Below are 19839 nucleotides of genomic sequence, written 5' to 3' on the forward strand. Positions count from 1 at the left end.
CCACCCTGGGCCTCGCCGCTGCGCGGCATTGGTCTGCGCGATCTGCCCGTCCGCCCCCAAGGGGCTCCCTCAGCCCGCGCGTAAACCAAAGGCGCTCAGGCACCGCACTTGCCTCAGCGAACCCCTCCATCAGCGGCAAATACGCGGAATCTTCTTACATCCGCCGTTACATCGCACGGAAAAGAAAAAACCCCGCTATTAAATCAATAGCGGGGTTTCTAATACCCATGAGGGTTTAACTGGTGGCCTGGGGCGGAATCGAACCACCGACACAAGGATTTTCAATCCTCTGCTCTACCGACTGAGCTACCGGGCCTGAGCCTCAGATTATATATCAGGCGGCGCGCTTGCCCCGGGTCAGGTCCACGCCGAGCTGCTTGAGCTTGCGGTACAGGTGGGTGCGCTCCAGTCCGGTCTTTTCTGCCACGCGGGTCATGGAGCCGCCTTCCTTGGCCAGGTGAAACTCGAAATAGGCTTTTTCGAACTCGTCGCGCGCATCGCGCAGCGGCTTTTCGAGCAGGAAACTCTGCGTGGCTTGCGGACCGAGGTCTACCGCCACAGGCATCACCTGGCCGGTCATTGCGACTTCCACCGTCATGTCCACCGCATGCAGCAGTGCTGCAGGAGCCGCCAATGGTTTGCGGCCTGCTGATTTGATGAGCCCCTGCTCGACCGCCTTGAGCAGCTTTTGCAGCGTGATGGGTTTTTCAAGAAATGCAATCGCGCCTATCTTGGTGGCTTCCACGGCCGTGTCGATGGTGGCGTGTCCGCTCATCATGATCACCGGCATGCTCAGCAGGCCGCTGGAAGACCACTCCTTGAGGAGCGTCACACCGTCGGTGTCCGGCATCCAGATATCGAGCAGCACGAGGTCGGGCCGGGATCGCCCACGCGCGGCGCGCGCCTGCGCTGCGTTCTCTGCGAGTTCGACCTGATGTCCTTCGTCGTTGAGAATTTCGGAAAGCAGGTCACGTATGCCCAGCTCGTCATCGACTACCAGAATGTTTGCCATGTTGAAACGCTACCCCTGCCTGCAGTTGTCAATTCTGCGGTACCCACCTCCGGGCCCGCAGTGTTGTTATGTCACAACTGCGAATGATAACGATACTTGGGCGCCTTGCACGACGCCGTCAACCAGGCGATTGGAAATATCCACGCGTGCGCCATGTTCATCGGCGATTTTCTTGACGACGGCCAGCCCTAAACCCGTGCCCTTGACCTTGGTCGTGACATAGGGTTCAAAGGCCCGTTTCAGAATGTGTTCCGGGAAGCCCGTGCCCTTGTCGCGCACCGTCAGACGCACCCGTTTTGAGGTTTCCGAGTACTCGGTTTTGAGCAGCACGCGGCCATCTGCCCGTCCCTCCTGGGCATCCTGGGCGTTTTGCAACAAGTTGTGAATGACCTGCCGTATCTGTTGCGAATCTGCCTTGATCGGGGGGCAAGCCGGGTCGAGCTCGGTGTAAACCGGCACCACGGCGTTCTCGCTGGCGTAAAGCTGCATGACGTCATTGACCAGCGCATTGAGGTCGACGGGCTTGAGCTCGGCAGCCGGCAGGCGGGCGTAGTCGCGAAATTCGTTGACCAGGCGTTTCATGGCATCGACCTGGTCAACGATGGTCTTGACCGACTTGGTCAGCAGGATCTGTTCGGGCTCGGCCACCTTGCCAGTGAGCTTCATCTCCAGCCGCTCTGCCGACAGCTGGATGGGCGTGAGCGGGTTCTTGATCTCATGGGCCAGCCGGCGCGCCACTTCGCCCCAGGCCTGGGCGCGCTGGGCAGAGACCATTTCGGACACATCGTCGAACACCAGCAGGCATTCACTGCCGGGCATCTTGGCGCCGCGTGCAATCAGCGTGATGGCGTTGTCAGGTGCGCCGGGCTGCGCGGCATTGAGTTCGAACGACTGCTGCCAGTGCTCCACATCGTGCAGCTGGTTCTCGCCAAAGTAGGCGTCGAACTGGGCCTGCACCCCTTGCGCAAACACTTCCAGCCCCGGAATGTCGCGGAGCGAACGCCCATGGTAGGCCGCCAGCGGCACGCGCAGGATGCGCGTGGCACCGGGGTTGCTGGTCTGGATGCGCCCCTTGAGGTCCAGCACCATGACGCCGGCGGTGAGGTTGTCGAGGATGGTCTGCAGGTTGGCGCGTGCGGCGTCCACCTGATCCATGCTTTTTTGCACTGCCCCGCGGGCGTCGGCCAGTTGCTGGGTCATGTCGGCAAAGGAACGGGTCAGCCCGCCCAGTTCGTCCTTTCCTTGCAGGGCCGCCTTGGGCGTCAGGTCGCCCTGGGCCACCTGCCGCACCCCTTCAGCCAGCACCAGCAGGGGCCGGGCCAGCTGGTTGCCCAGCAACACTGCCAGCAGCACAGCACCGAACACCGCCAGGAACAAACTGAGCGTGAGTGTGCCTATGTACATTTTGCGCAGGCCACCCCGGGCCAGGGCGCGCTCCTGGTACTCGCGGTTGGCCTCCTGCACGGCGATGGCGTTGGCGACCAGGCTGACCGGCAACACTTCGGTCACCTGCAGGAAACGGATTTCGCCAAGCAGCCCGACATTGGGGTTGCTGATCAGCGCCAGGGCCTTGATGCGGGGCGGGGTCGCACTGCCCGCGGCAAGACTTGCAGCGCTGCCCGGTGGCTCGGCGCCAGGCAAGGCCACCTCGTCGAGGCCCTCTATCTGTGTGGCCACGCGCTGGTTGCGCGCATTGCGCAGCAGTTGCGCCGGCGGCCGCTCGGGCTTGAGGGAGTAGCGCGAGTCTCCGGCGCTGGCAATCATCTGTCCGGACGCCGTCCACAATACGACGTCGCTGACGGCCAGCTGCTCGCGCAGGCGTTCCAGCGCCAGGCCGGCCGAGGCATCGGGTGTCTGCGTCAGTTGGCCTGCGGCGGCGCGGGTCTTGTTGCCCAGCTCGGTGGCCAGCGTGTCGAGCGTGACGCGGCCCAGGTTCAGACCGGCATCAAGGGCGCCTTCGACCTTCACGTCAAACCAGCTTTCGATCGAGCGCGAAACGAACTGGTAGGACACCACGTAAATCATCATGCCGGGAAGCAGGCCCACCAGCGCGAAGATGGCGGCCAGCTTGACCAGCAGGCGACTGCCGAACTTGCCCTTGCGCAGGCGCAGGATCAACCGCAGCACGATCCAGCTGATGACCAGCAGCAGCAGGCCGGCCACCGCCACATTCAGCCCGAACAACAGCACGTAGTTGCGTTCGTAGAGCTCCCGGTTGCCGGTGGCCTGGGTCAGCAAGAACAGCAGCACCAGCCCCAGTGCGGCCATGATGCCCACGCCGACACCCACCGACCAGCGAAACGCAGGACTGCTTTTCAGCGACGAGACATGGCCCTTCAGGCTCACTTCTCCGCCTCTTTGACGGCTTCCTTCGAGAGATCCCTGGACAGGTCGCGAATCGGTTCAGCCACCAGGTCGCGGTTGGTTTCAACGGTGATGGCCCAGTCTTTCTGCCCCGCCACGCCGATCTGGAAGGGGCGCGGCAACTGCGAGAGGTCGAGCCGGAAGCGGAAATCCACGTTGTGCCGGACACCGGGCTCGACTTCGGCCGCATCGGCGATCCGCCAGCGCGAAAACCGCTGGATGGATGCCAGGGCATCGTCAAGATTGTCGTAGTTCTGGCTGAACGAGGCACGCAAGCCGGTGACGCTGATGGCGCCGGGCATCACGTTGAAACGCCAGCGCCGGGTCAGCGGCTGGAACGCCAGGCGCATCGTACGCGTCGCCGTGGTGATGCGCTTGTCGTACCAGTACCAGCGGCTGCGGTAGATGTCGGCCTCGGCCACAAAAAACATGGGAATGCCCTTGAGCAGCGCGTCTTCAACGGCAGGGGGCAGGTCGAAATGGACGCTGGCGGACAGGTACACGCCCTCCTCCGAACGCTCCATCTTCAACTGGGTCACCTCGGTCGCCAGCGCCGCCTGGCAGGCCAGCGTCATCAAGGTGCACATCCAGAACGCCAGCAGCCGCCGCAGCACCGAGTCAGGCTTTGCGTTTTTCAAAAACTGCGTAAAAGAAACCGTCGTGCTCACCTTCCAAATTGTCCGGGAAGACGGTCTCCAGGGCGCCACTTTGGGGTAGCAAATGACCGGGTGATGGCATGAAATGAGCGTCTTTGTGGTGCGTAACAAACGTTTGGGCCTGCTGCTCGCCTTCGGCCCTGAAAACCGAGCAGGTGCAGTACAGCAGCCGGCCGCCCGGCCGCAGCAGCGGCCACAAGGTTTCCAGCAGCCGGGCCTGCAGCGCAGCCAGCTGGGCGATGTCGGTGGGCCGGCGCAGCCATCGCACGTCGGGGTGGCGCCGCACAATCCCTGACGCAGTACACGGTGCATCGAGCAGGATGCCGTCGTAAAGCCGGCCGTCCCACCAGGCATCGGGGCGGGCGGCGTCGCCCACACGGATGTCCGCCTGCAGGCCCAGGCGCTGCAGGTTCTGCACCATGCGCTCGCAGCGGCGCGCATCGATATCGAGCGCCGTGACCTCGCAGTCGGCGAGTTCCAGCAGATGCGCCGTTTTGCCGCCGGGTGCGGCGCAGGCATCGAGCAGCCGCAGCGGCGCGCCGGTGGTTGAGGCCAGCCCGTCAAGCAGCAAGGGAGCCGCCATCTGGGCCGCAGCGTCCTGCACCGAAAAATGCCCCTCGGCGTATCCGGGCAGCGCCGTCACCGCGCTCGGTGTCGCCAGCACCACCCCATGCGGGCCAACCGGACTTGCTACTATATTCATAGCTGCCAGCGCTTTCAGGTATTGGGCTGGAGTCGTTTTTCTTGTATTAATCCGGAGGATCAGGGGCGCTTTGGCATTGTTGGCATGCAGGATGGCCTGCCAGTGGTCAGGGTGGTCCTTGCGCACCCGGTCTATCCACCACTGCGGGTGGTTCCAGACCGCCTGCGGGTGCCTTTGCGTCACAGCCATCAGCGCGTCGCGCTCGCGCAGGAAGCGGCGCAGACAGCCGTTGATGAAGCTGGCCTGGTGCACCGTGGCCTCATCGCGTTTGGCGGCTTCCACGGCCTGGTCCACCAGCGTGTAGGCGGTATAACGGGGGTTGTCGCCTTCCGGCAGATGGCCGGCGGCCGCGTCGTCCGAGCCGCTGTCCGTACAGGCCAGGGCCAAAGCGACACACAGCAAGGCATCGGCTTCCGGCGGCGGAGGTCGCTGGGCCAGTTGCTGGCGCAGGGCTTCGGCACGGCCCAGCCAGCGCAGCGCATGAAAACCCAGGGCCTGCACGCCGGGCCGCAGGCTGGAGTCGATGTCTTCGAGCGCGGCCGTCATGGAGCGGCCGGCGCGAATGGCCATCAATAAAGAAGCCGCCCCCTGCAGCTGGCGCCACAGAGGGATGGGAGTGGTTTTGTTGTCTTGCATCAATCCTGTGACGGCAGCCCCTGGGGCGCTGCTGCTTCAAGCCGCCCGGAAGCGGGCGGCACTGCGCCTATTAGACCAGTCCTGGCGACCGCTCGCACCCCGGTGCCCGGCCCGATGAGGCTGTTCCGGTCCATCGCAGGAACCACCTCCCGTCTGGTTACGGGGCTCAGAACAGGGGCTCAGAACAGGGGGTCGGGACGGGTCGGTGCGGGCTCGTCGTCGGCCAGCCCCGGCATGGCGCGGCCGTAGATCCGGCGGATACGCTCGGCCAGCGGCGGGTGCGAGTCCAGCCAGTGCGCCCGGGCCTGATGGCCGACCAGCAGCATGTGCTGCACCGCCGGATGAAAAAACGCGGTGCCGCCCGCGCCCTGCTGGCTGGCCACCTTGCGCAGTACACCCCCCAATCCATCGCGGCTGCGCGTGAACTGCACCGCACGCGCATCAGCCAGAAACTCGCGCTGGCGCGACACCGCCGCCTTGAGGGCACGGCCCGCCAGCCAGCCGAAAAAACCTGCTGCCAGGATGGCCAGGCCCGGCAGCGCCAGCACCGAGCGGCGCCCATTCTCGTCGGGTTCACACATGCGGGCGCCGAGGTTGAAGATCAGCTCCAGGCCGAACACCATGCCGGCCAGGCGCATGTTGAGCCGGGTATCGCCTTCGCGGATATGGCTCAGCTCATGGGCCACCAGTCCCTGCAGTTCGTCGCGGTTCAAACCGTCGAGCGCGCCGCGCGTGACGGCGATGACCGCGTCGTCCTCGTCCCAGCCGGCGGCAAAGGCGTTGATGCTGCTCTGGCGCTCCAGCACCATGACCTGCGGCACACGCATGCTGGCGGCAATGGCGAGTTCGGACGCAATGTTGCAAAGCTTCTGTTCATCGAGCCGGCTGGCGGGCCAGGCTTCACGGGCACCCACGCGTCGCGCCAGTTTCTCGCCGCCGCCCTCCAGGCTGGAGGTCTCCAGCCACCAGCCGCCGAGCACAAAGAACAGCGTCATGCCGGTATTGACGCTGAAAAAATACGCCGGGTAACCGGTCGCGCCCGGCGCCAACAGATGCCAGGTCAGAGCGAGCGCGGCGTTCACGGCCAGCACCAGGGCGGCCACGGTCGCGGCGAACAGCAACAGCAGTTGCCGGGTTTCGCCGCGGGCCCGCTCCTGGTGCTCAAAAAACCGCATGTGAAGATGACTTATATCTGCCGGCCGGCACTCAGAGCTGACAAGCCATTTTTCGACGGGCCGCCCCTGGAAAAATGAGCCCCTCTTCCTCGTGACAGGGGCAGCGCACCGCCGAAGGCACGCGAAGCGACAAGCGTGGGGGCCATGTTCACATCTTGATGCGCACCGCATCACGCTCGGCGGGCGTCTCGGTGGCCCTGAGCATGGCCGACGCCGCAAAACCAAACAGGCGAGCGATCAGCAATGCCGGAAATTGGGCCTGCGCATTGTTGTAGTCGAGCACCGCATCGTTGTAGGCCTGCCGCGCGAACGCCACCTTGTTTTCGGTGCTGGTCAGCTCCTCACTGAGCTCGCGGATGGTGCTGTCGGCTTTGAGCTCGGGGTAGGCCTCGGCCAGGGCGAACAGGCGGCCCAGGCTGCCGCTCAGCGCCTGTTCAGCAGCGGCCAAAGCCAGCACCTCCGGCGCGTGGGTGGGGCGGCTGCGCGCAGCATCGCTGGCCGAACGCGCCTGGTTGCGCGCCGAGATCACGGCTTCGAGCGTCTCACGCTCGTGCAGCAGGTATTTTTTGGCAGCCTCCACCAGGTTGGGGATCAGGTCGTAACGGCGCTTGAGCTGCACATCAATCTGCCCAAAGGCGTTGGCGATGATGTTTTTCAGGCGCACCAGCCGGTTGTAAGCCCCGACAGCCCAGAACAGCAGCAAGGCGAGCACAACAATCGAAACCAGGGATGTGGTGGACATGAGGCCTTCTTTCTATCAACAGCAACAGCCGCGAACCGGCACGGGCGACTTTAGCCGACAAGCCGGGCCGCTGTACAGCCTGCAGGCACATCCGCCCGGCGCTGCAGCACGTCAATCCCGGATCTCCAATGAAAAAGCGCCTCGGGCCCTTGTTGACAGGGCGCGAAGCGCTACGCTTTTTATAGCGTCAAAAAGCAGCAATTACTCGCTGGCAGCACCTTCGCTGGTCTGCTCGGGCATGGCTTCGAGTTCAGCCGCTTCCGCTTCGGCAATGGCACGGCGCTCGGCGTCGTCCATCTGGTCCTTGGCTTTGCGTGCCTCGTGGTAGGCCATGCCGGTACCGGCGGGAATCAGGCGGCCGACGATCACGTTCTCTTTCAGACCCCGCAGCTCGTCGCGCTTGCCCATGATGGCAGCCTCGGTGAGCACGCGGGTGGTTTCCTGGAAGGAAGCCGCAGAGATGAACGAATCGGTCGACAGCGAGGCCTTGGTGATACCAAGCAACAGGTTGCTGAAGGTCGCCGGGATCTTGCCTTCGGCGCGCAGGGCGTCGTTGGCATCCAGAATGACCGAACGTTCGACCTGCTCGCCAGCGATGTAGCTGGACTCGCCGACGTTCTCCACCACCACACGGCGCAGCATCTGGCGAACAATCACTTCGATGTGCTTGTCGTTGATCTTCACGCCCTGCAGGCGGTAGACGTCCTGCACTTCATCAACAATGTAGCGTGCCAGCTCTTCCATGCCCAGCAGGCGCAGGATGTCCTGCGGATCGGCAGGACCGTCGACAATCGACTCGCCCTTGTTCACGACCTGGCCTTCGTGCACGAGAATGTTCTTCTCTTTGGGCACGAGGTCTTCCCAGACCTTGCCTTCGGGGTCGGTGATCTGCAGGCGAACCTTGCCCTTGGTCTCCTTGCCGAAGGACACGGTACCGGTCATCTCGGCCAGTGTGCCCTTGTCTTTCGGGGTACGGGCTTCGAACAGCTCGGCCACACGCGGCAGACCGCCGGTGATGTCGCGGGTTTTCTGGCCTTCGACCGGAATACGCGCGAGCACCTCGCCGGGGCCCACGTCCTGGCCGTCACGCACCTGGACCAGCGCACCGACCTGGAAGCCGATCGTCACCGAGTGATCGGTGCCGGGGATCTTGACTTCGCTGCCAGTCGCATCAATCAGCTTGACCTGGGGGCGGATCACCTTGGTTGCGCCGCGGCGTTTCGGATCGATCACCACCAGCGTGGACAGACCGGTCACCTCGTCGAGCTGCTTGGCCACCGTCACGCCTTCTTCCACATTCTCGAAGGCCACCTTGCCGGCGAACTCGGTAATGATGGGGCGGGTCAGTGGGTCCCAGTTGGCCAGAATCGCGCCGGCCTTGATCTGCTGGTCCGCCTTGACGGACAGGATCGCGCCGTAAGGCACCTTGTGGCGCTCGCGCTCGCGGCCGTGCTCGTCGTGAATCACGATTTCGCCGGAACGTGCGATCACGACCAGCTCACCCTTGGTGTTGGTCACATAACGCATCGGTGCGTTGAAGCCGATCACGCCGTTGGACTTGGCTTCGACGCTGGAGGCAATCGCTGCACGCGAAGCCGCACCACCGATGTGGAAGGTACGCATGGTCAGCTGCGTGCCCGGCTCGCCGATCGACTGCGCGGCAATGATGCCGACCGCTTCGCCGATGTTGATCAGGCCGCCGCGACCCAGGTCACGACCGTAACACTTGGCGCACAGGCCGAAGCGGGTTTCGCAGGTCAGCGCGGTACGCACCTTGACCTCGTCCACGCCGGCTGCTTCGAGTTCGTCGATCAGGTCTTCGTCCAGCATGACGCCGGCCTTGGCCAGCACCGCGCGGTTCTCGGGGTGCAGGATGTCTTCGACCGCGGTGCGGCCGAGGATACGGTCGCGCAGCGATTCGATGACCTCGCCGCCCTCGACAATGGCGCGCATCAGCGAACCGTCGGTCGTGCCGCAGTCGTCCTCGGTCACCACCAGATCCTGCACCACGTCGCAGAGGCGCCGTGTCAGGTAGCCGGAGTTGGCGGTTTTCAGCGCCGTGTCAGCCAGGCCTTTTCGGGCACCGTGGGTGGAGATGAAGTACTCCAGCACGTTCAGGCCTTCACGGAAGTTGGCGGTGATCGGCGTTTCGATGATGGAGCCGTCGGGCTTGGCCATCAAGCCGCGCATGCCGGCCACCTGTCGAATCTGCGCGGCGGAACCGCGGGCGCCGGAGTCGGCCATCATGTAGATGGAGTTGAAGGACTCCTGCTCGACTTCCTTGCCGTGGCGGTCAATGACTTTCTCTTTCGAGAGTTGGGCCATCATCACCTTGGAGACTTCGTCGCCCGATTTGCCCCAGATATCCACCACCTTGTTGTAGCGCTCGCCGGAGGTCACCAGACCCGAGACATACTGCTGCTCGATCTCTTTGACTTCCTTCTGGGCACGCGCAATGATGCTCGGCTTTTCCTTGGGGATCAGCATGTCGTCGATGCAGATGGAAATGCCGGCCTTGGTCGCCAGGCGGAAGCCCGACTGCAGCAGCTTGTCGGCAAACACCACGGTCTCTTTGAGTCCGCACTTGCGGAAAGACACGTTGATCAGCTTGGAGATTTCCTTCTTCTTCAGCGCCTTGTTCAGGTTGGAGAAAGGCAGTCCCTTGGGCAGGATTTCGGACAGCAGTGCACGGCCGCCGGTGGTTTCCCACAGCTTGGTCGATGGCACGAACTCGCCGGTTTCCTTGTTCTTGGTGTACTCGGTCAGGCGCACGCTGATACGGGCGTTCAGGTCGAGTTCACCCGCGTCAAAGGCGCGGCGCACTTCGCCGGTGTCGGAAAACACCAGGCCTTCGCCCTTGCCGTTGGTGCGGTCGCGGGTCGTGTAGTACAGACCCAGCACCACGTCCTGTGAAGGAACGATGGACGGCTCGCCACTGGCGGGGAACAGGATGTTGTTCGAAGCCAGCATCAGGGTGCGGGCTTCCATCTGTGCTTCCACGGACAGCGGCACGTGCACAGCCATCTGGTCACCGTCGAAGTCGGCGTTGAAGGCCGAGCAGACAAGCGGGTGCAGCTGGATGGCCTTGCCTTCGATCAGGATGGGCTCAAAGGCCTGGATACCCAGACGGTGCAGCGTGGGCGCACGGTTGAGCATCACCGGATGTTCCTTGATGACCTCTTCCAGGATGTCCCACACCACCGGCGTGCCGGATTCGACTTCCTTCTTGGCAGCCTTGATCGTCGTCGCGATGCCCATGGCTTCGAGGCGCGAGAAGATGAAAGGCTTGAACAATTCCAGCGCCATCAGCTTGGGCAAACCGCACTGGTGCAACTTGAGCGTTGGGCCTACGGTAATGACCGAACGGCCTGAATAGTCGACGCGCTTGCCCAGCAAGTTCTGGCGGAAACGGCCTGACTTGCCCTTGATCATGTCGGCCAGCGATTTGAGCGCGCGCTTGTTGGCGCCTGTCATGGCCTTGCCACGACGGCCGTTGTCGAGCAGCGAGTCGACCGCTTCCTGCAGCATGCGCTTTTCATTGCGGGCAATGATTTCGGGCGCTTTGAGTTCCAGCAAACGGCGCAGGCGGCTGTTGCGGTTGATGACGCGGCGGTACAGGTCGTTCAGGTCGGAGGTCGCAAAGCGGCCGCCGTCCAGCGGCACCAGCGGACGCAGGTCCGGCGGCAGCACGGGCAGCACATCCAGCACCATCCAGCCCGGCTTGATGCCGGACTTCTTGAACGCTTCCATCAATTTCAGACGCTTGGCGTTTTTCTTGATCTTGATTTCGGAACCGGTCAGGTCATTGCGCAGCTTGTCGATTTCGACGTCGAGGTCCAGTCCTTCGAGCAGGTCCTTGATGCCTTCGGCGCCCATCTTGGCGGTGTATTCGTCACCGTATTCCTTGCGCTTGGCGTCGTAGTCGTCTTCCGACATGATGCTGAATTTCTTCAGCGGGGTCATGCCGGGATCGGTCACCACATAAGCTTCGAAATACAGCACGCGTTCGATGTCGCGCAGCGTCATGTCGAGCACCAGGCCCAGACGCGACGGCAGCGACTTCAGGAACCAGATGTGCGCGCACGGTGCAGCCAGGTCGATGTGACCCATGCGTTCGCGGCGGACCTTGGTCTGCGTGACTTCAACGCCGCACTTCTCGCAGATCACACCGCGGTGCTTGAGGCGCTTGTACTTGCCGCACAGGCATTCGTAGTCCTTGATCGGGCCAAAGATCTTGGCGCAAAAAAGGCCGTCGCGCTCCGGCTTGAAGGTGCGGTAGTTGATGGTTTCAGGCTTTTTCACTTCGCCGAAAGACCACGAACGGATCTTCTCGGGCGAAGCCATGCCGATCTTGATGGCATCGAAATGCTCATCCGGCGTGAATTGCTTGAACAGGTCGAGTAATGATTTCATGTGTTAAATCCTTTTCTTTCCTGTTGAGTTAGCTGCGTTCCAGCTCGATATCGATACCGAGCGAACGAATCTCCTTGACCAGCACGTTGAACGACTCCGGCATGCCGGCCGTGATCGCGTGCTCGCCCTTGACGATGCTCTCGTACACCTTGGTACGGCCCTGCACGTCGTCGGACTTGACGGTCAGCATTTCCTGCAGCGTGTAGGCGGCGCCGTACGCTTCCAGCGCCCAGACCTCCATCTCGCCGAAACGCTGTCCACCGAACTGCGCCTTGCCGCCCAGCGGCTGCTGCGTGACCAGCGAGTACGGGCCGGTCGAACGTGCGTGCATCTTGTCGTCCACCAGGTGGTGAAGTTTCAGGAAGTGCATGTAGCCGACGGTCGTCGTGCGCTCGAACGGGTCGCCGTTGCGGCCGTCATACAGCTGCGCCTGGGTGCGTGTGGCCGTCAGCCCCTTGCCCTTGGCGATGTCGTCGGGGTAAGCCAGTTGCAGCATGCCCATGATCTCGGCTTCCGAGGCACCATCGAACACCGGTGTGGCAAAAGGCACGCCACCCGTCAGGTTGCCGGCCATCTGCAGAATGTCGCTGTCCGACAGTTTGGACAGGTCTTCCGCACGACCCGACTTGTTGTACAGCGTGTCCATGAACTTGCGCAGGTCGGCCACCTTGGCCTCGGCCTGCAGCATGTCGCCGATACGCTGGCCCAGCCCCTTGGCGGCCCAGCCCAGATGCACTTCGAGCACCTGGCCGACGTTCATCCGCGAAGGCACGCCCAGCGGATTGAGCACGATGTCGCACGGCGTACCGTCGGCCATGTAAGGCATGTCTTCGACCGGGACGATCTTGGACACCACACCCTTGTTGCCGTGGCGGCCGGCCATCTTGTCGCCGGGTTGCAGGCGGCGCTTGACGGCCAGGTAGACCTTGACCATCTTCAGCACGCCGGCCGGCAGCTCGTCGCCCTGCGTGAGCTTCTTGCGCTTTTCCTCAAACGCCAGGTCAAAGCTGTGACGGGTCTGCTCCATCGAGTTCTTGATGCTCTCGAGCTGGGCTGCGACCTCGTCATCCGCAGGACGGATGTCGAACCAGTGGTATTTCTCGACATCGGTCAGGTAGGCCTTGTCGATCTTGGTGCCTTTGGCCAGCTTCTTCGGGCCGCCGTTGGCAACCTTGCCGGTCAGCAGCTTTTCGATGCGGTCAAACGCATCGGCCTCCACGATACGCAGCTGGTCGTTGAGGTCCAGGCGGAAGCGCTTGAGCTCGTCGTCGATGATCTGCTGGGCGCGCTTGTCGCGCACGATGCCTTCACGGGTGAAGACCTGCACGTCGATCACGGTACCCTGCGAGCCCTGGCTCACGCGCAGCGAGGTGTCTTTCACATCGCTGGCTTTTTCGCCGAAGATGGCGCGCAGCAGCTTTTCTTCCGGAGTCAGCGTGGTCTCGCCTTTGGGCGTGACCTTGCCAACCAGCGTGTCACCCGGCTGGACTTCAGCGCCGACATAAATGATGCCGGATTCGTCAAGACGGTTGAGTTGCTGCTCGGACAGGTTCGGGATGTCGCGGGTGATCTCTTCCGCACCCAGTTTCGTATCGCGTGCCATGACCACGAGCTCCTCGATGTGGATCGAGGTGTAGCGGTCTTCGGCAACGATACGTTCCGAGATGAGGATCGAATCCTCGAAGTTGTAGCCGTTCCAGGGCATGAAGGCGATCAGCATGTTCTGGCCGATGGCGATCTCGCCCAGGTCGGTCGATGCGCCGTCGGCAATCACGTCGCCCTTGGCCAGCTTGTCGCCGATCTTGACGATCGGACGCTGGTGGATGTTGGTGTTCTGATTGGAACGCTGGTACTTGATCAGGTTGTAGATGTCCACACCCACTTCACCGGCCAGGGCTTCCGCATCATTGACACGCACCACGATGCGGGTGGCATCGACATAGTCGACCACGCCGCCACGGGTGGCCGTCACAACCGTCCCCGAGTCGATGGCCGCCACACGCTCGATGCCGGTACCGACCAATGGCTTTTCCGGACGCAGCACAGGCACCGCCTGACGCGACATGTTGGCGCCCATCAGCGCGCGATTCGCATCGTCGTGCTCGAGGAAAGGAACCAGTGAAGCCGCAACCGACACGATCTGCGCAGGGGACACGTCCATGTACTGGATGCGTTCTGCGCCGACCAGCACGGATTCGCCGTTTTCACGGGCCGACACGAGGTCGCCCGTCAGTTTGCCGGCGTCATCGAGCAGGGCATTGGCCTGGGCAATCACGTATTTGCCTTCTTCGATGGCAGACAGGTAATCAATCTGGTCCGTGAGCTTGCCGTCGATCACCCGGCGGTACGGCGTTTCGATAAAGCCGTATTCGTTCAGGCGGGCGTACAGTGCCAGCGAGTTGATCAGGCCGATGTTCGGGCCTTCAGGCGTTTCGATCGGGCAGACGCGACCGTAATGGGTCACGTGCACGTCACGCACCTCAAAACCGGCACGTTCGCGGGTCAGGCCACCGGGGCCAAGAGCCGACACACGGCGCTTGTGGGTGATCTCGGCGAGCGGGTTGGTCTGGTCCATGAACTGGGACAGCTGCGATGCGCCGAAGAATTCCTTCAGGGCGGCGGAGATCGGCTTGCTGTTGATCAGGTCGTGCGGCATCAGAGGCTCCTGCTCGGCCTGGCCCAGACGTTCCTTCACGGCTTTTTCAATCCGCGCCAGACCGGTGCGGTACTGGTTCTCGGCCAGTTCACCGACACAACGCACGCGGCGGTTGCCCAGGTGATCGATATCGTCGACCTGGCCGTTGCCGTTGCGCAGGTCCACCAGGATCTTGACGACCGCGAGGATATCCTCGTTGGTCATGACCATGGGACCGGTGGAGGTGTCGCGGCCCACACGGGCGTTGAACTTCATGCGGCCAACCTTGGACAGATCGTAGGTGTCCGGGTTGTAGAACAGGCGCTGGAACAGGGCCTGCACGGCGTCTTCCGTCGGCGGCTCGCCGGGACGCATCATGCGGTAGATGGCCACACGCGCAGCAAACTCGTCAACGGTTTCGTCAGAGCGCAGGGTCTGCGAAATGTAAGCCCCCTGATCGAGTTCGTTGGTGTACAGCACCTGCAGGTCCTGCACACCGGCAACACGCAGCTTCTTCAGCAGCACGTCGGTCAACTCGTCGTTGGCCTTGGCAATGATCTCGCCGGTCTCGGCGTCCACGATGTTCTTGGCGACCACACGGCCGATCAGGAAGTCTTCGGGAACGCTGATGGTGGAGGTGCCGCTTTGCTCGAGCTCCCGCGTATGGCGAACGGTAATGCGCTTGTCCTTGGCAACAACGACCTTGCCATTCTTGTCGGTGATGTCGAAACGGGCCACCTCGCCGCGCATGCGCTCGGCGACGAATTCCATTTGCGCGCCGCTGTCCATCAGGCGGAAATTGTCGAACACGAAGAAGTTCGCGAGGATGGACTCGGGGTTCAGGCCAATGGCCTTGAGCAGGATGGTGACCGGCATCTTGCGGCGGCGGTCCACACGGAAGTACAGGATGTCCTTCGGGTCAAACTCGAAGTCGAGCCATGAGCCGCGGTAAGGGATGATGCGGGCCGAAAACAGCAGTTTGCCCGAGCTGTGGGTCTTGCCCTTGTCATGCTCGAAAAACACGCCGGGTGAACGGTGCAGCTGGGACACGATCACACGTTCGGTCCCATTGATGACGAACGAGCCTTTGTCGGTCATGAGCGGCACTTCGCCCATGTAGACCTCCTGCTCCTTGACTTCCTTGACAACCTTGGACTGCGACGTCGACGACTCGCGGTCATAAATGATCAACTGGACTTTGGCGCGCACCGCCGAAGCAAAAGTCAGGCCGCGGGTCTGGCACTCGCGCACGTCGAAAGCGGGCTTGGCCAGGTTGTACTCGAGGAATTTCATCTCGACAAAACCGTTGTGCGAGACGATGGGGAAGGCGTTTTCAAACGCAGCCTGCAGGCCTTCGACCTGGCGCTTTTGCGGCGCGCGATCGGCTTGCAGGAACGCCGTGTAGGCGTCTTTCTGCATTTGCAACAGGTAAGGGACTTTCAGCACGCTCTCGCGGCTGCCGAAACTTTTGCGAATTCGCTTGCGTTCGGTATAGGAATAGGCCATGAGTTCTCCGCTTTAATGGGACACAAACAAGTATGGAGACTGGTTTGTTAAGCTCTGGCGACTGTCTTGAATGAATACACCACGTAATCAAACAGACTTGGTGGTTGGCCACTACCAACCATGGCGGACGGCAACGCATTGCACGTTGCCCGAACCAAGGCGTTTCCTGCAGTCGGGGTCAGGAAGCACTGGCAAGAAGATTTTCTGCAAATCTGCTTGCCGGTGGCTCCGGGAAGGCTGCAAGCGCCACTTGCGCGGCGCTTTGACAGCACTCCTTGAAAGCACGAAAGGCTGGAAGCCGAACCCGGTCTTCCAGCCTTCGCGAAACACAAGAATTACTTGAGTTCGACTTTCGCGCCGGCGTCTTCGAGCTTTTTCTTGGCAGCTTCGGCATCGGCCTTGGGTGCAGCTTCCTTGACAGCCTTCGGTGCGCCGTCAACCAGATCCTTGGCTTCTTTCAGGCCCAGGCCGGTGATTTCACGCACGGCCTTGATGACCTGCACCTTGTTGGCGCCGGCTTCCAGCAGCATGACCGTGAAGTCGGTCTTCTCTTCTGCCACTGCAGCAGCACCGCCGCCGCCAGCAGCAGGAGCGGACATCGCTGCAGCGCTCACACCAAATTTCTCTTCGATGGCTTTCACCAGATCGTTGAGTTCGAGGACCGTCATGCTGTCGAGCGCGGTCAAAAATGCGTCTTTGTCGAATGCCATTTTGATTTCCTAAAAAAGTTGGTACAGGTTATGCCGCTGCAGCTTCTGCTGCGGGCTCTGCGGCTACGACCACGTCGTTGCCGCCGCCTTTTTGTTCCGCCAGCGCGGCCAGCACTCGTGCCGTACGCGAAATGGGGGACTGCATCAGGCCCAACAGCTGGGCGAGCAGCACTTCTTTCGAAGGGATGCTTGCAAGCTGCTTCACGCCGTTCACGTCCAGGACTTTTCCTGCCATGGCGCCTGCGCGAATCACCAACTTGTCGTTGGTTTTTGCGAAGTCGGCAACCACCTTGGCGGCAGCGACAGCGTCTGTGGAAAAGCCATAGATCAGCGGACCGGTCATCTGGTCGGACAGGACGTCAAACGCGCTGCCTGCCACGGCACGGCGAGCCAGGGTGTTTTTCAACACACTCAGGTTCACGCCTTTGTCGCGGGCTTGGCTGCGCAGCTTGGTCATGTCAGCGACCGTGATGCCACGGTATTCCGCCATCACGAGCGTTTGAGCTTTAGCGGCGAGGCCGGTCACTTCATCAATGACGGCTTGTTTCTCACTGCGGTTGAGACTCAAGGTCTACTCCTTAATAATGTGTCTTCGGATCTTGCTTTCGCGCCATCCTGCCAACACGCCTATATTCAGCGACCAACTGTTTTTCAGATTCTTTTCAAAACCATTCAAGCAGCGGGACCGCCATCTGCGTTGGCTGTCTTTCGACGATTAAGCGGCGAGCTTTGCAGCCTGTCGCACCAACGGTCCTGGATGGCCTGCCAGAGTCGAAACCCCGGCAGCCCACCACTTTGAACAGCCCATTCGGGTTGTTCAAATTTTTGCGATTACGCTGCGATGGTTTGCGTGTCGACGCGAACGCCCACACCCATCGTCGACGAAACCGCGACTTTCCTCAGATACACACCTTTGCTTGACGCAGGCTTGGCCTTGGTCAGGGCATCGATCAGCGCAGCCAGATTGCCCTGCAGCTTGTCAGTATCAAACGAACGGCGGCCAATCGTGCCGTGCACAATGCCGGCCTTGTCGACGCGGAACTGGACCTGGCCGGCTTTGGCGTTTTTCACGGCCGTTGCCACATCAGGCGTCACAGTGCCAACTTTCGGGTTGGGCATCAAACCACGTGGGCCGAGGATCTGGCCCAGGGTACCCACCACGCGCATGGCGTCAGGCGAAGCGATCACGACGTCGAAATCCATCTTGCCGGCCTTGATGTCGGCAGCCAGATCATCCATGCCGACGATGTCAGCACCGGCAGCCTTGGCTTCTTCGGCCTTGGCACCTTGTGCAAACACAGCCACACGCTTGGTCTTGCCGGTGCCGTTGGGCAACACGACAGCGCCGCGGACGACCTGGTCGGATTTCTTGGCGTCAACACCAAGCTGCACCGCCACGTCGATGGATTCATCGAACTTGGCGACGGCAAATTCCTTGACCAGACCCAGAGCGTCAGCCACCGGGTAAAGTTTGTTGCTGTCGATCTTGTCGCCAACAGCTTTTTGACGTTTGGTCATCTTGCTCATACAACACCCTCCACCGACACGCCCATGGAGCGGGCCGTACCAGCAATCGTGCGAACTGCAGCGTCGAGGTCAGCAGCCGTCATGTCTTTCATTTTGGTTTTCGCAATTTCTTCCAGCTGAGCGCGGGATATCTTGCCCACCTTCACCGTGTGCGGCGTGGCAGAACCCTTGTCCAGCTTGATGGCCTTCTTGATCAGCACGCCTGCGGGAGGCGTCTTGATGACAAAAGTGAAGCTCTTGTCTGCGTACGCGGTGATCACCACGGGCAGAGGCAGACCAGGCTCAACACCCTGGGTCTGGGCGTTGAACGCCTTGCAGAACTCCATGATGTTCAGACCGCGCTGACCCAGGGCCGGGCCAATCGGGGGGGACGGGTTGGCCTTACCAGCTGGCACTTGCAGCTTGATGAAGCCGACGATTTTTTTCGCCATACTTTTCTCCTTGCGGGTCATAACGCCTGGACGCCGTCAGAAGACAGGTCCGGGCTCCCCGGGGGTTACACAACTCAATCAGGTTCCGGAAAGAACCCTCCGCGCCGAGTTGCAAGGCGCGAATTTCTGACGGCCAGCCGAAAAACCCAGGTTTTGCGACCCTCAGGTTTTCTCGATCTGGCTGAATTCCAGTTCGACGGGCGTAGCGCGGCCGAAAATCGTGACGGACACCCGCACTTTGTTCTTGTCGTAGTTGACTTCCTCGACCGTGCCGTTGAAGTCGGTGAAGGGGCCGTCCTTGACCCGAACATATTCACCCGTTTCAAACTCGACCTTGTGCCGAGGCTTCTCGGTGCCGACCTGCATCTGGTCAACGATTTTCTGCACGTCTTCCTCGGAAATGGGCGCAGGCCGGTTTTTGGCGCCGCCGACAAACCCCGTGACCTTGTTGGTGTGTTTCACCAGGTGCCAGGTTTCGTCGTCCATGACCATCTCGACCAGCACATAACCCGGAAAGAAACGGCGTTCCGTCGTTTTCTTCTGGCCGTTCTTGATCTCGACCACTTCTTCGGTGGGCACCAGAAAACGGCCAAACTTGGCCTGCATGCCGGCGCGGTTGATGCGCTCGACGATATTGCGTTCAACGGCTTTTTCCATGCCCGAGTAAGCATGCACGACATACCACTGCATGCCGGGGGTCGGCTGCAGGGATGCGCCAGCCGCCACTTCGCTGACCACGTCACCGTTCATATCGCTCATTATTTTTTCCACCCCAGTATCAGGTCGTAAAACACCCATTCGAGCGTTTTGTCGGTGAGCCACAGAAACAGAGCCATGACCACCACGAATGCAAAGACGTAAGCCGTCATCTGCATGGCCTCCTTGCGGGCCGGCCAGACCACTTTTTTGACTTCGCGCCAGGAATCACGCCCGAACGCCACAAACTGCTTGCCAGGCTCGGAGGTCAGAAACACAACCACCGCCACCACCAGACCAGCAATCAGGCCACCCCACTGGACGATCGGGCCCTGCTTGGCGAGCAGGTAAAAGCCCGCCAGCGCACCCAGCGCCAAGGCCAGGGCAAGGGCCAGCTTGGCCTTGTCAGCAGTTGTGCTGACGGTTTCGACTTGAGAAGTGGCCATGATCGCCTGAATTCCTGTTCTTCTTCACGCGTCCTCTCAGACGCTTAAGCCCACCTGGGGTCCAAAGACTCCCGGCGGGCTTGCATAGTTCCGTTTCACACCACCCTCGGTTTCAGGCTACCCTTGAAACCCGGTGGCAGGGGCAGTAGGAATCGAACCTACAACCTTCGGTTTTGGAGACCGACGC

Annotated in this window: 14 protein-coding genes and 1 tRNA gene; all 15 read right to left on the bottom strand. The window is 61.7% G+C overall.

Features of this window, described 5'->3' with window-relative positions; genetic code table 11:
- Nucleotides 1-240: 240 nt before the first annotated feature.
- Nucleotides 241-316: transfer RNA gene (locus tag PSV33_RS02195), tRNA-Phe, on the bottom strand.
- Nucleotides 317-334: 18 nt separating this feature from the next.
- Nucleotides 335-1012 (bottom strand): response regulator, encoded by a 678-nt coding sequence (locus PSV33_RS02200; RefSeq protein ID WP_300519716.1) that lies wholly within the window; start codon nt 1010-1012, stop codon nt 335-337.
- 66 nt (nt 1013-1078) lie between these two features.
- The gene (locus PSV33_RS02205; RefSeq protein WP_300558081.1) at nt 1079-3358 is read right to left on the bottom strand and encodes an ATP-binding protein; all 2280 of its coding nucleotides are present in this window, start codon (nt 3356-3358) and stop codon (nt 1079-1081) included.
- Nucleotides 3355-4014 carry a DUF4390 domain-containing protein gene (locus PSV33_RS02210; protein WP_300558084.1) on the bottom strand — a complete coding sequence of 220 codons (660 nt, stop codon included), beginning with the start codon at nt 4012-4014 and terminating at the stop codon, nt 3355-3357. Before PSV33_RS02210 ends, PSV33_RS02205 begins: the two co-directional genes overlap by 4 nt.
- Nucleotides 3995-5371, bottom strand: coding sequence for a 16S rRNA (cytosine(967)-C(5))-methyltransferase RsmB (gene rsmB, locus PSV33_RS02215; RefSeq protein WP_300558087.1), 1377 nt, complete (start codon nt 5369-5371; stop codon nt 3995-3997). The genes PSV33_RS02210 and rsmB overlap by 20 nt, the downstream gene beginning before the upstream one ends.
- Nucleotides 5372-5550: 179 nt before the next feature.
- Nucleotides 5551-6546: a M48 family metalloprotease gene (locus PSV33_RS02220; protein ID WP_300558090.1), complete on the bottom strand. Its 996-nt coding sequence runs from the start codon at nt 6544-6546 to the stop codon at nt 5551-5553.
- Between the two features lie 148 nt (nt 6547-6694).
- Nucleotides 6695-7288 (bottom strand): LemA family protein, encoded by a 594-nt coding sequence (locus PSV33_RS02225; RefSeq protein WP_300558093.1) that lies wholly within the window; start codon nt 7286-7288, stop codon nt 6695-6697.
- A gap of 201 nt (nt 7289-7489) precedes the next feature.
- Nucleotides 7490-11701, bottom strand: coding sequence for a DNA-directed RNA polymerase subunit beta' (gene rpoC, locus PSV33_RS02230; protein WP_300558096.1), 4212 nt, complete (start codon nt 11699-11701; stop codon nt 7490-7492).
- A 28-nt stretch (nt 11702-11729) separates the two neighbouring features.
- Entirely contained in the window at nt 11730-15842 is a 4113-nt protein-coding gene (rpoB, locus tag PSV33_RS02235) for a DNA-directed RNA polymerase subunit beta (protein ID WP_300558099.1), read from the bottom strand.
- Nucleotides 15843-16177: 335 nt separating this feature from the next.
- Nucleotides 16178-16552 carry a 50S ribosomal protein L7/L12 gene (rplL, locus tag PSV33_RS02240; protein WP_300558102.1) on the bottom strand — a complete coding sequence of 125 codons (375 nt, stop codon included), beginning with the start codon at nt 16550-16552 and terminating at the stop codon, nt 16178-16180.
- Between the two features lie 28 nt (nt 16553-16580).
- Entirely contained in the window at nt 16581-17120 is a 540-nt protein-coding gene (gene rplJ, locus PSV33_RS02245) for a 50S ribosomal protein L10 (protein WP_293602759.1), read from the bottom strand.
- A gap of 263 nt (nt 17121-17383) precedes the next feature.
- The gene (rplA, locus tag PSV33_RS02250) at nt 17384-18079 is read right to left on the bottom strand and encodes a 50S ribosomal protein L1 (protein ID WP_293596409.1); all 696 of its coding nucleotides are present in this window, start codon (nt 18077-18079) and stop codon (nt 17384-17386) included.
- Complete coding sequence (gene rplK, locus PSV33_RS02255) at nt 18076-18510, bottom strand: 50S ribosomal protein L11 (RefSeq protein WP_096671323.1); 435 nt, start codon at nt 18508-18510, stop codon at nt 18076-18078. Before rplK ends, rplA begins: the two co-directional genes overlap by 4 nt.
- 162 nt (nt 18511-18672) lie before the next feature.
- On the bottom strand, nt 18673-19260 hold the full coding sequence (gene nusG, locus PSV33_RS02260; RefSeq protein ID WP_240523332.1) for a transcription termination/antitermination protein NusG: 588 nt from the start codon (nt 19258-19260) through the stop codon (nt 18673-18675).
- 8 nt (nt 19261-19268) lie between these two features.
- Nucleotides 19269-19652, bottom strand: coding sequence for a preprotein translocase subunit SecE (secE, locus tag PSV33_RS02265; RefSeq protein ID WP_300519686.1), 384 nt, complete (start codon nt 19650-19652; stop codon nt 19269-19271).
- Between the last annotated feature and the right edge of the window lie 187 nt (nt 19653-19839).

It is taken from the genome of Polaromonas sp., assembly GCF_029945895.1.
GTDB lineage: Bacteria > Pseudomonadota > Gammaproteobacteria > Burkholderiales > Burkholderiaceae_C > Polaromonas.

Bases quoted from the DNA above. Each gene is read 5' to 3' on its own strand.
- nusG (WP_240523332.1), bottom strand. From the start codon at position 19,260: ATGAACGGTGACGTGGTCAGCGAAGTGGCGGCTGGCGCATCCCTGCAG.
- rplK (WP_096671323.1), bottom strand. From the start codon at position 18,510: ATGGCGAAAAAAATCGTCGGCTTCATCAAGCTGCAAGTGCCAGCTGGT.
- secE (WP_300519686.1), bottom strand. From the start codon at position 19,652: ATGGCCACTTCTCAAGTCGAAACCGTCAGCACAACTGCTGACAAGGCC.
- rplL (WP_300558102.1), bottom strand. From the start codon at position 16,552: ATGGCATTCGACAAAGACGCATTTTTGACCGCGCTCGACAGCATGACG.
- PSV33_RS02220 (WP_300558090.1), bottom strand. From the start codon at position 6,546: ATGCGGTTTTTTGAGCACCAGGAGCGGGCCCGCGGCGAAACCCGGCAA.
- PSV33_RS02225 (WP_300558093.1), bottom strand. From the start codon at position 7,288: ATGTCCACCACATCCCTGGTTTCGATTGTTGTGCTCGCCTTGCTGCTG.
- rpoC (WP_300558096.1), bottom strand. From the start codon at position 11,701: ATGAAATCATTACTCGACCTGTTCAAGCAATTCACGCCGGATGAGCAT.
- rplA (WP_293596409.1), bottom strand. From the start codon at position 18,079: ATGAGCAAGATGACCAAACGTCAAAAAGCTGTTGGCGACAAGATCGAC.
- PSV33_RS02200 (WP_300519716.1), bottom strand. From the start codon at position 1,012: ATGGCAAACATTCTGGTAGTCGATGACGAGCTGGGCATACGTGACCTG.
- rsmB (WP_300558087.1), bottom strand. From the start codon at position 5,371: ATGCAAGACAACAAAACCACTCCCATCCCTCTGTGGCGCCAGCTGCAG.
- rpoB (WP_300558099.1), bottom strand. From the start codon at position 15,842: ATGGCCTATTCCTATACCGAACGCAAGCGAATTCGCAAAAGTTTCGGC.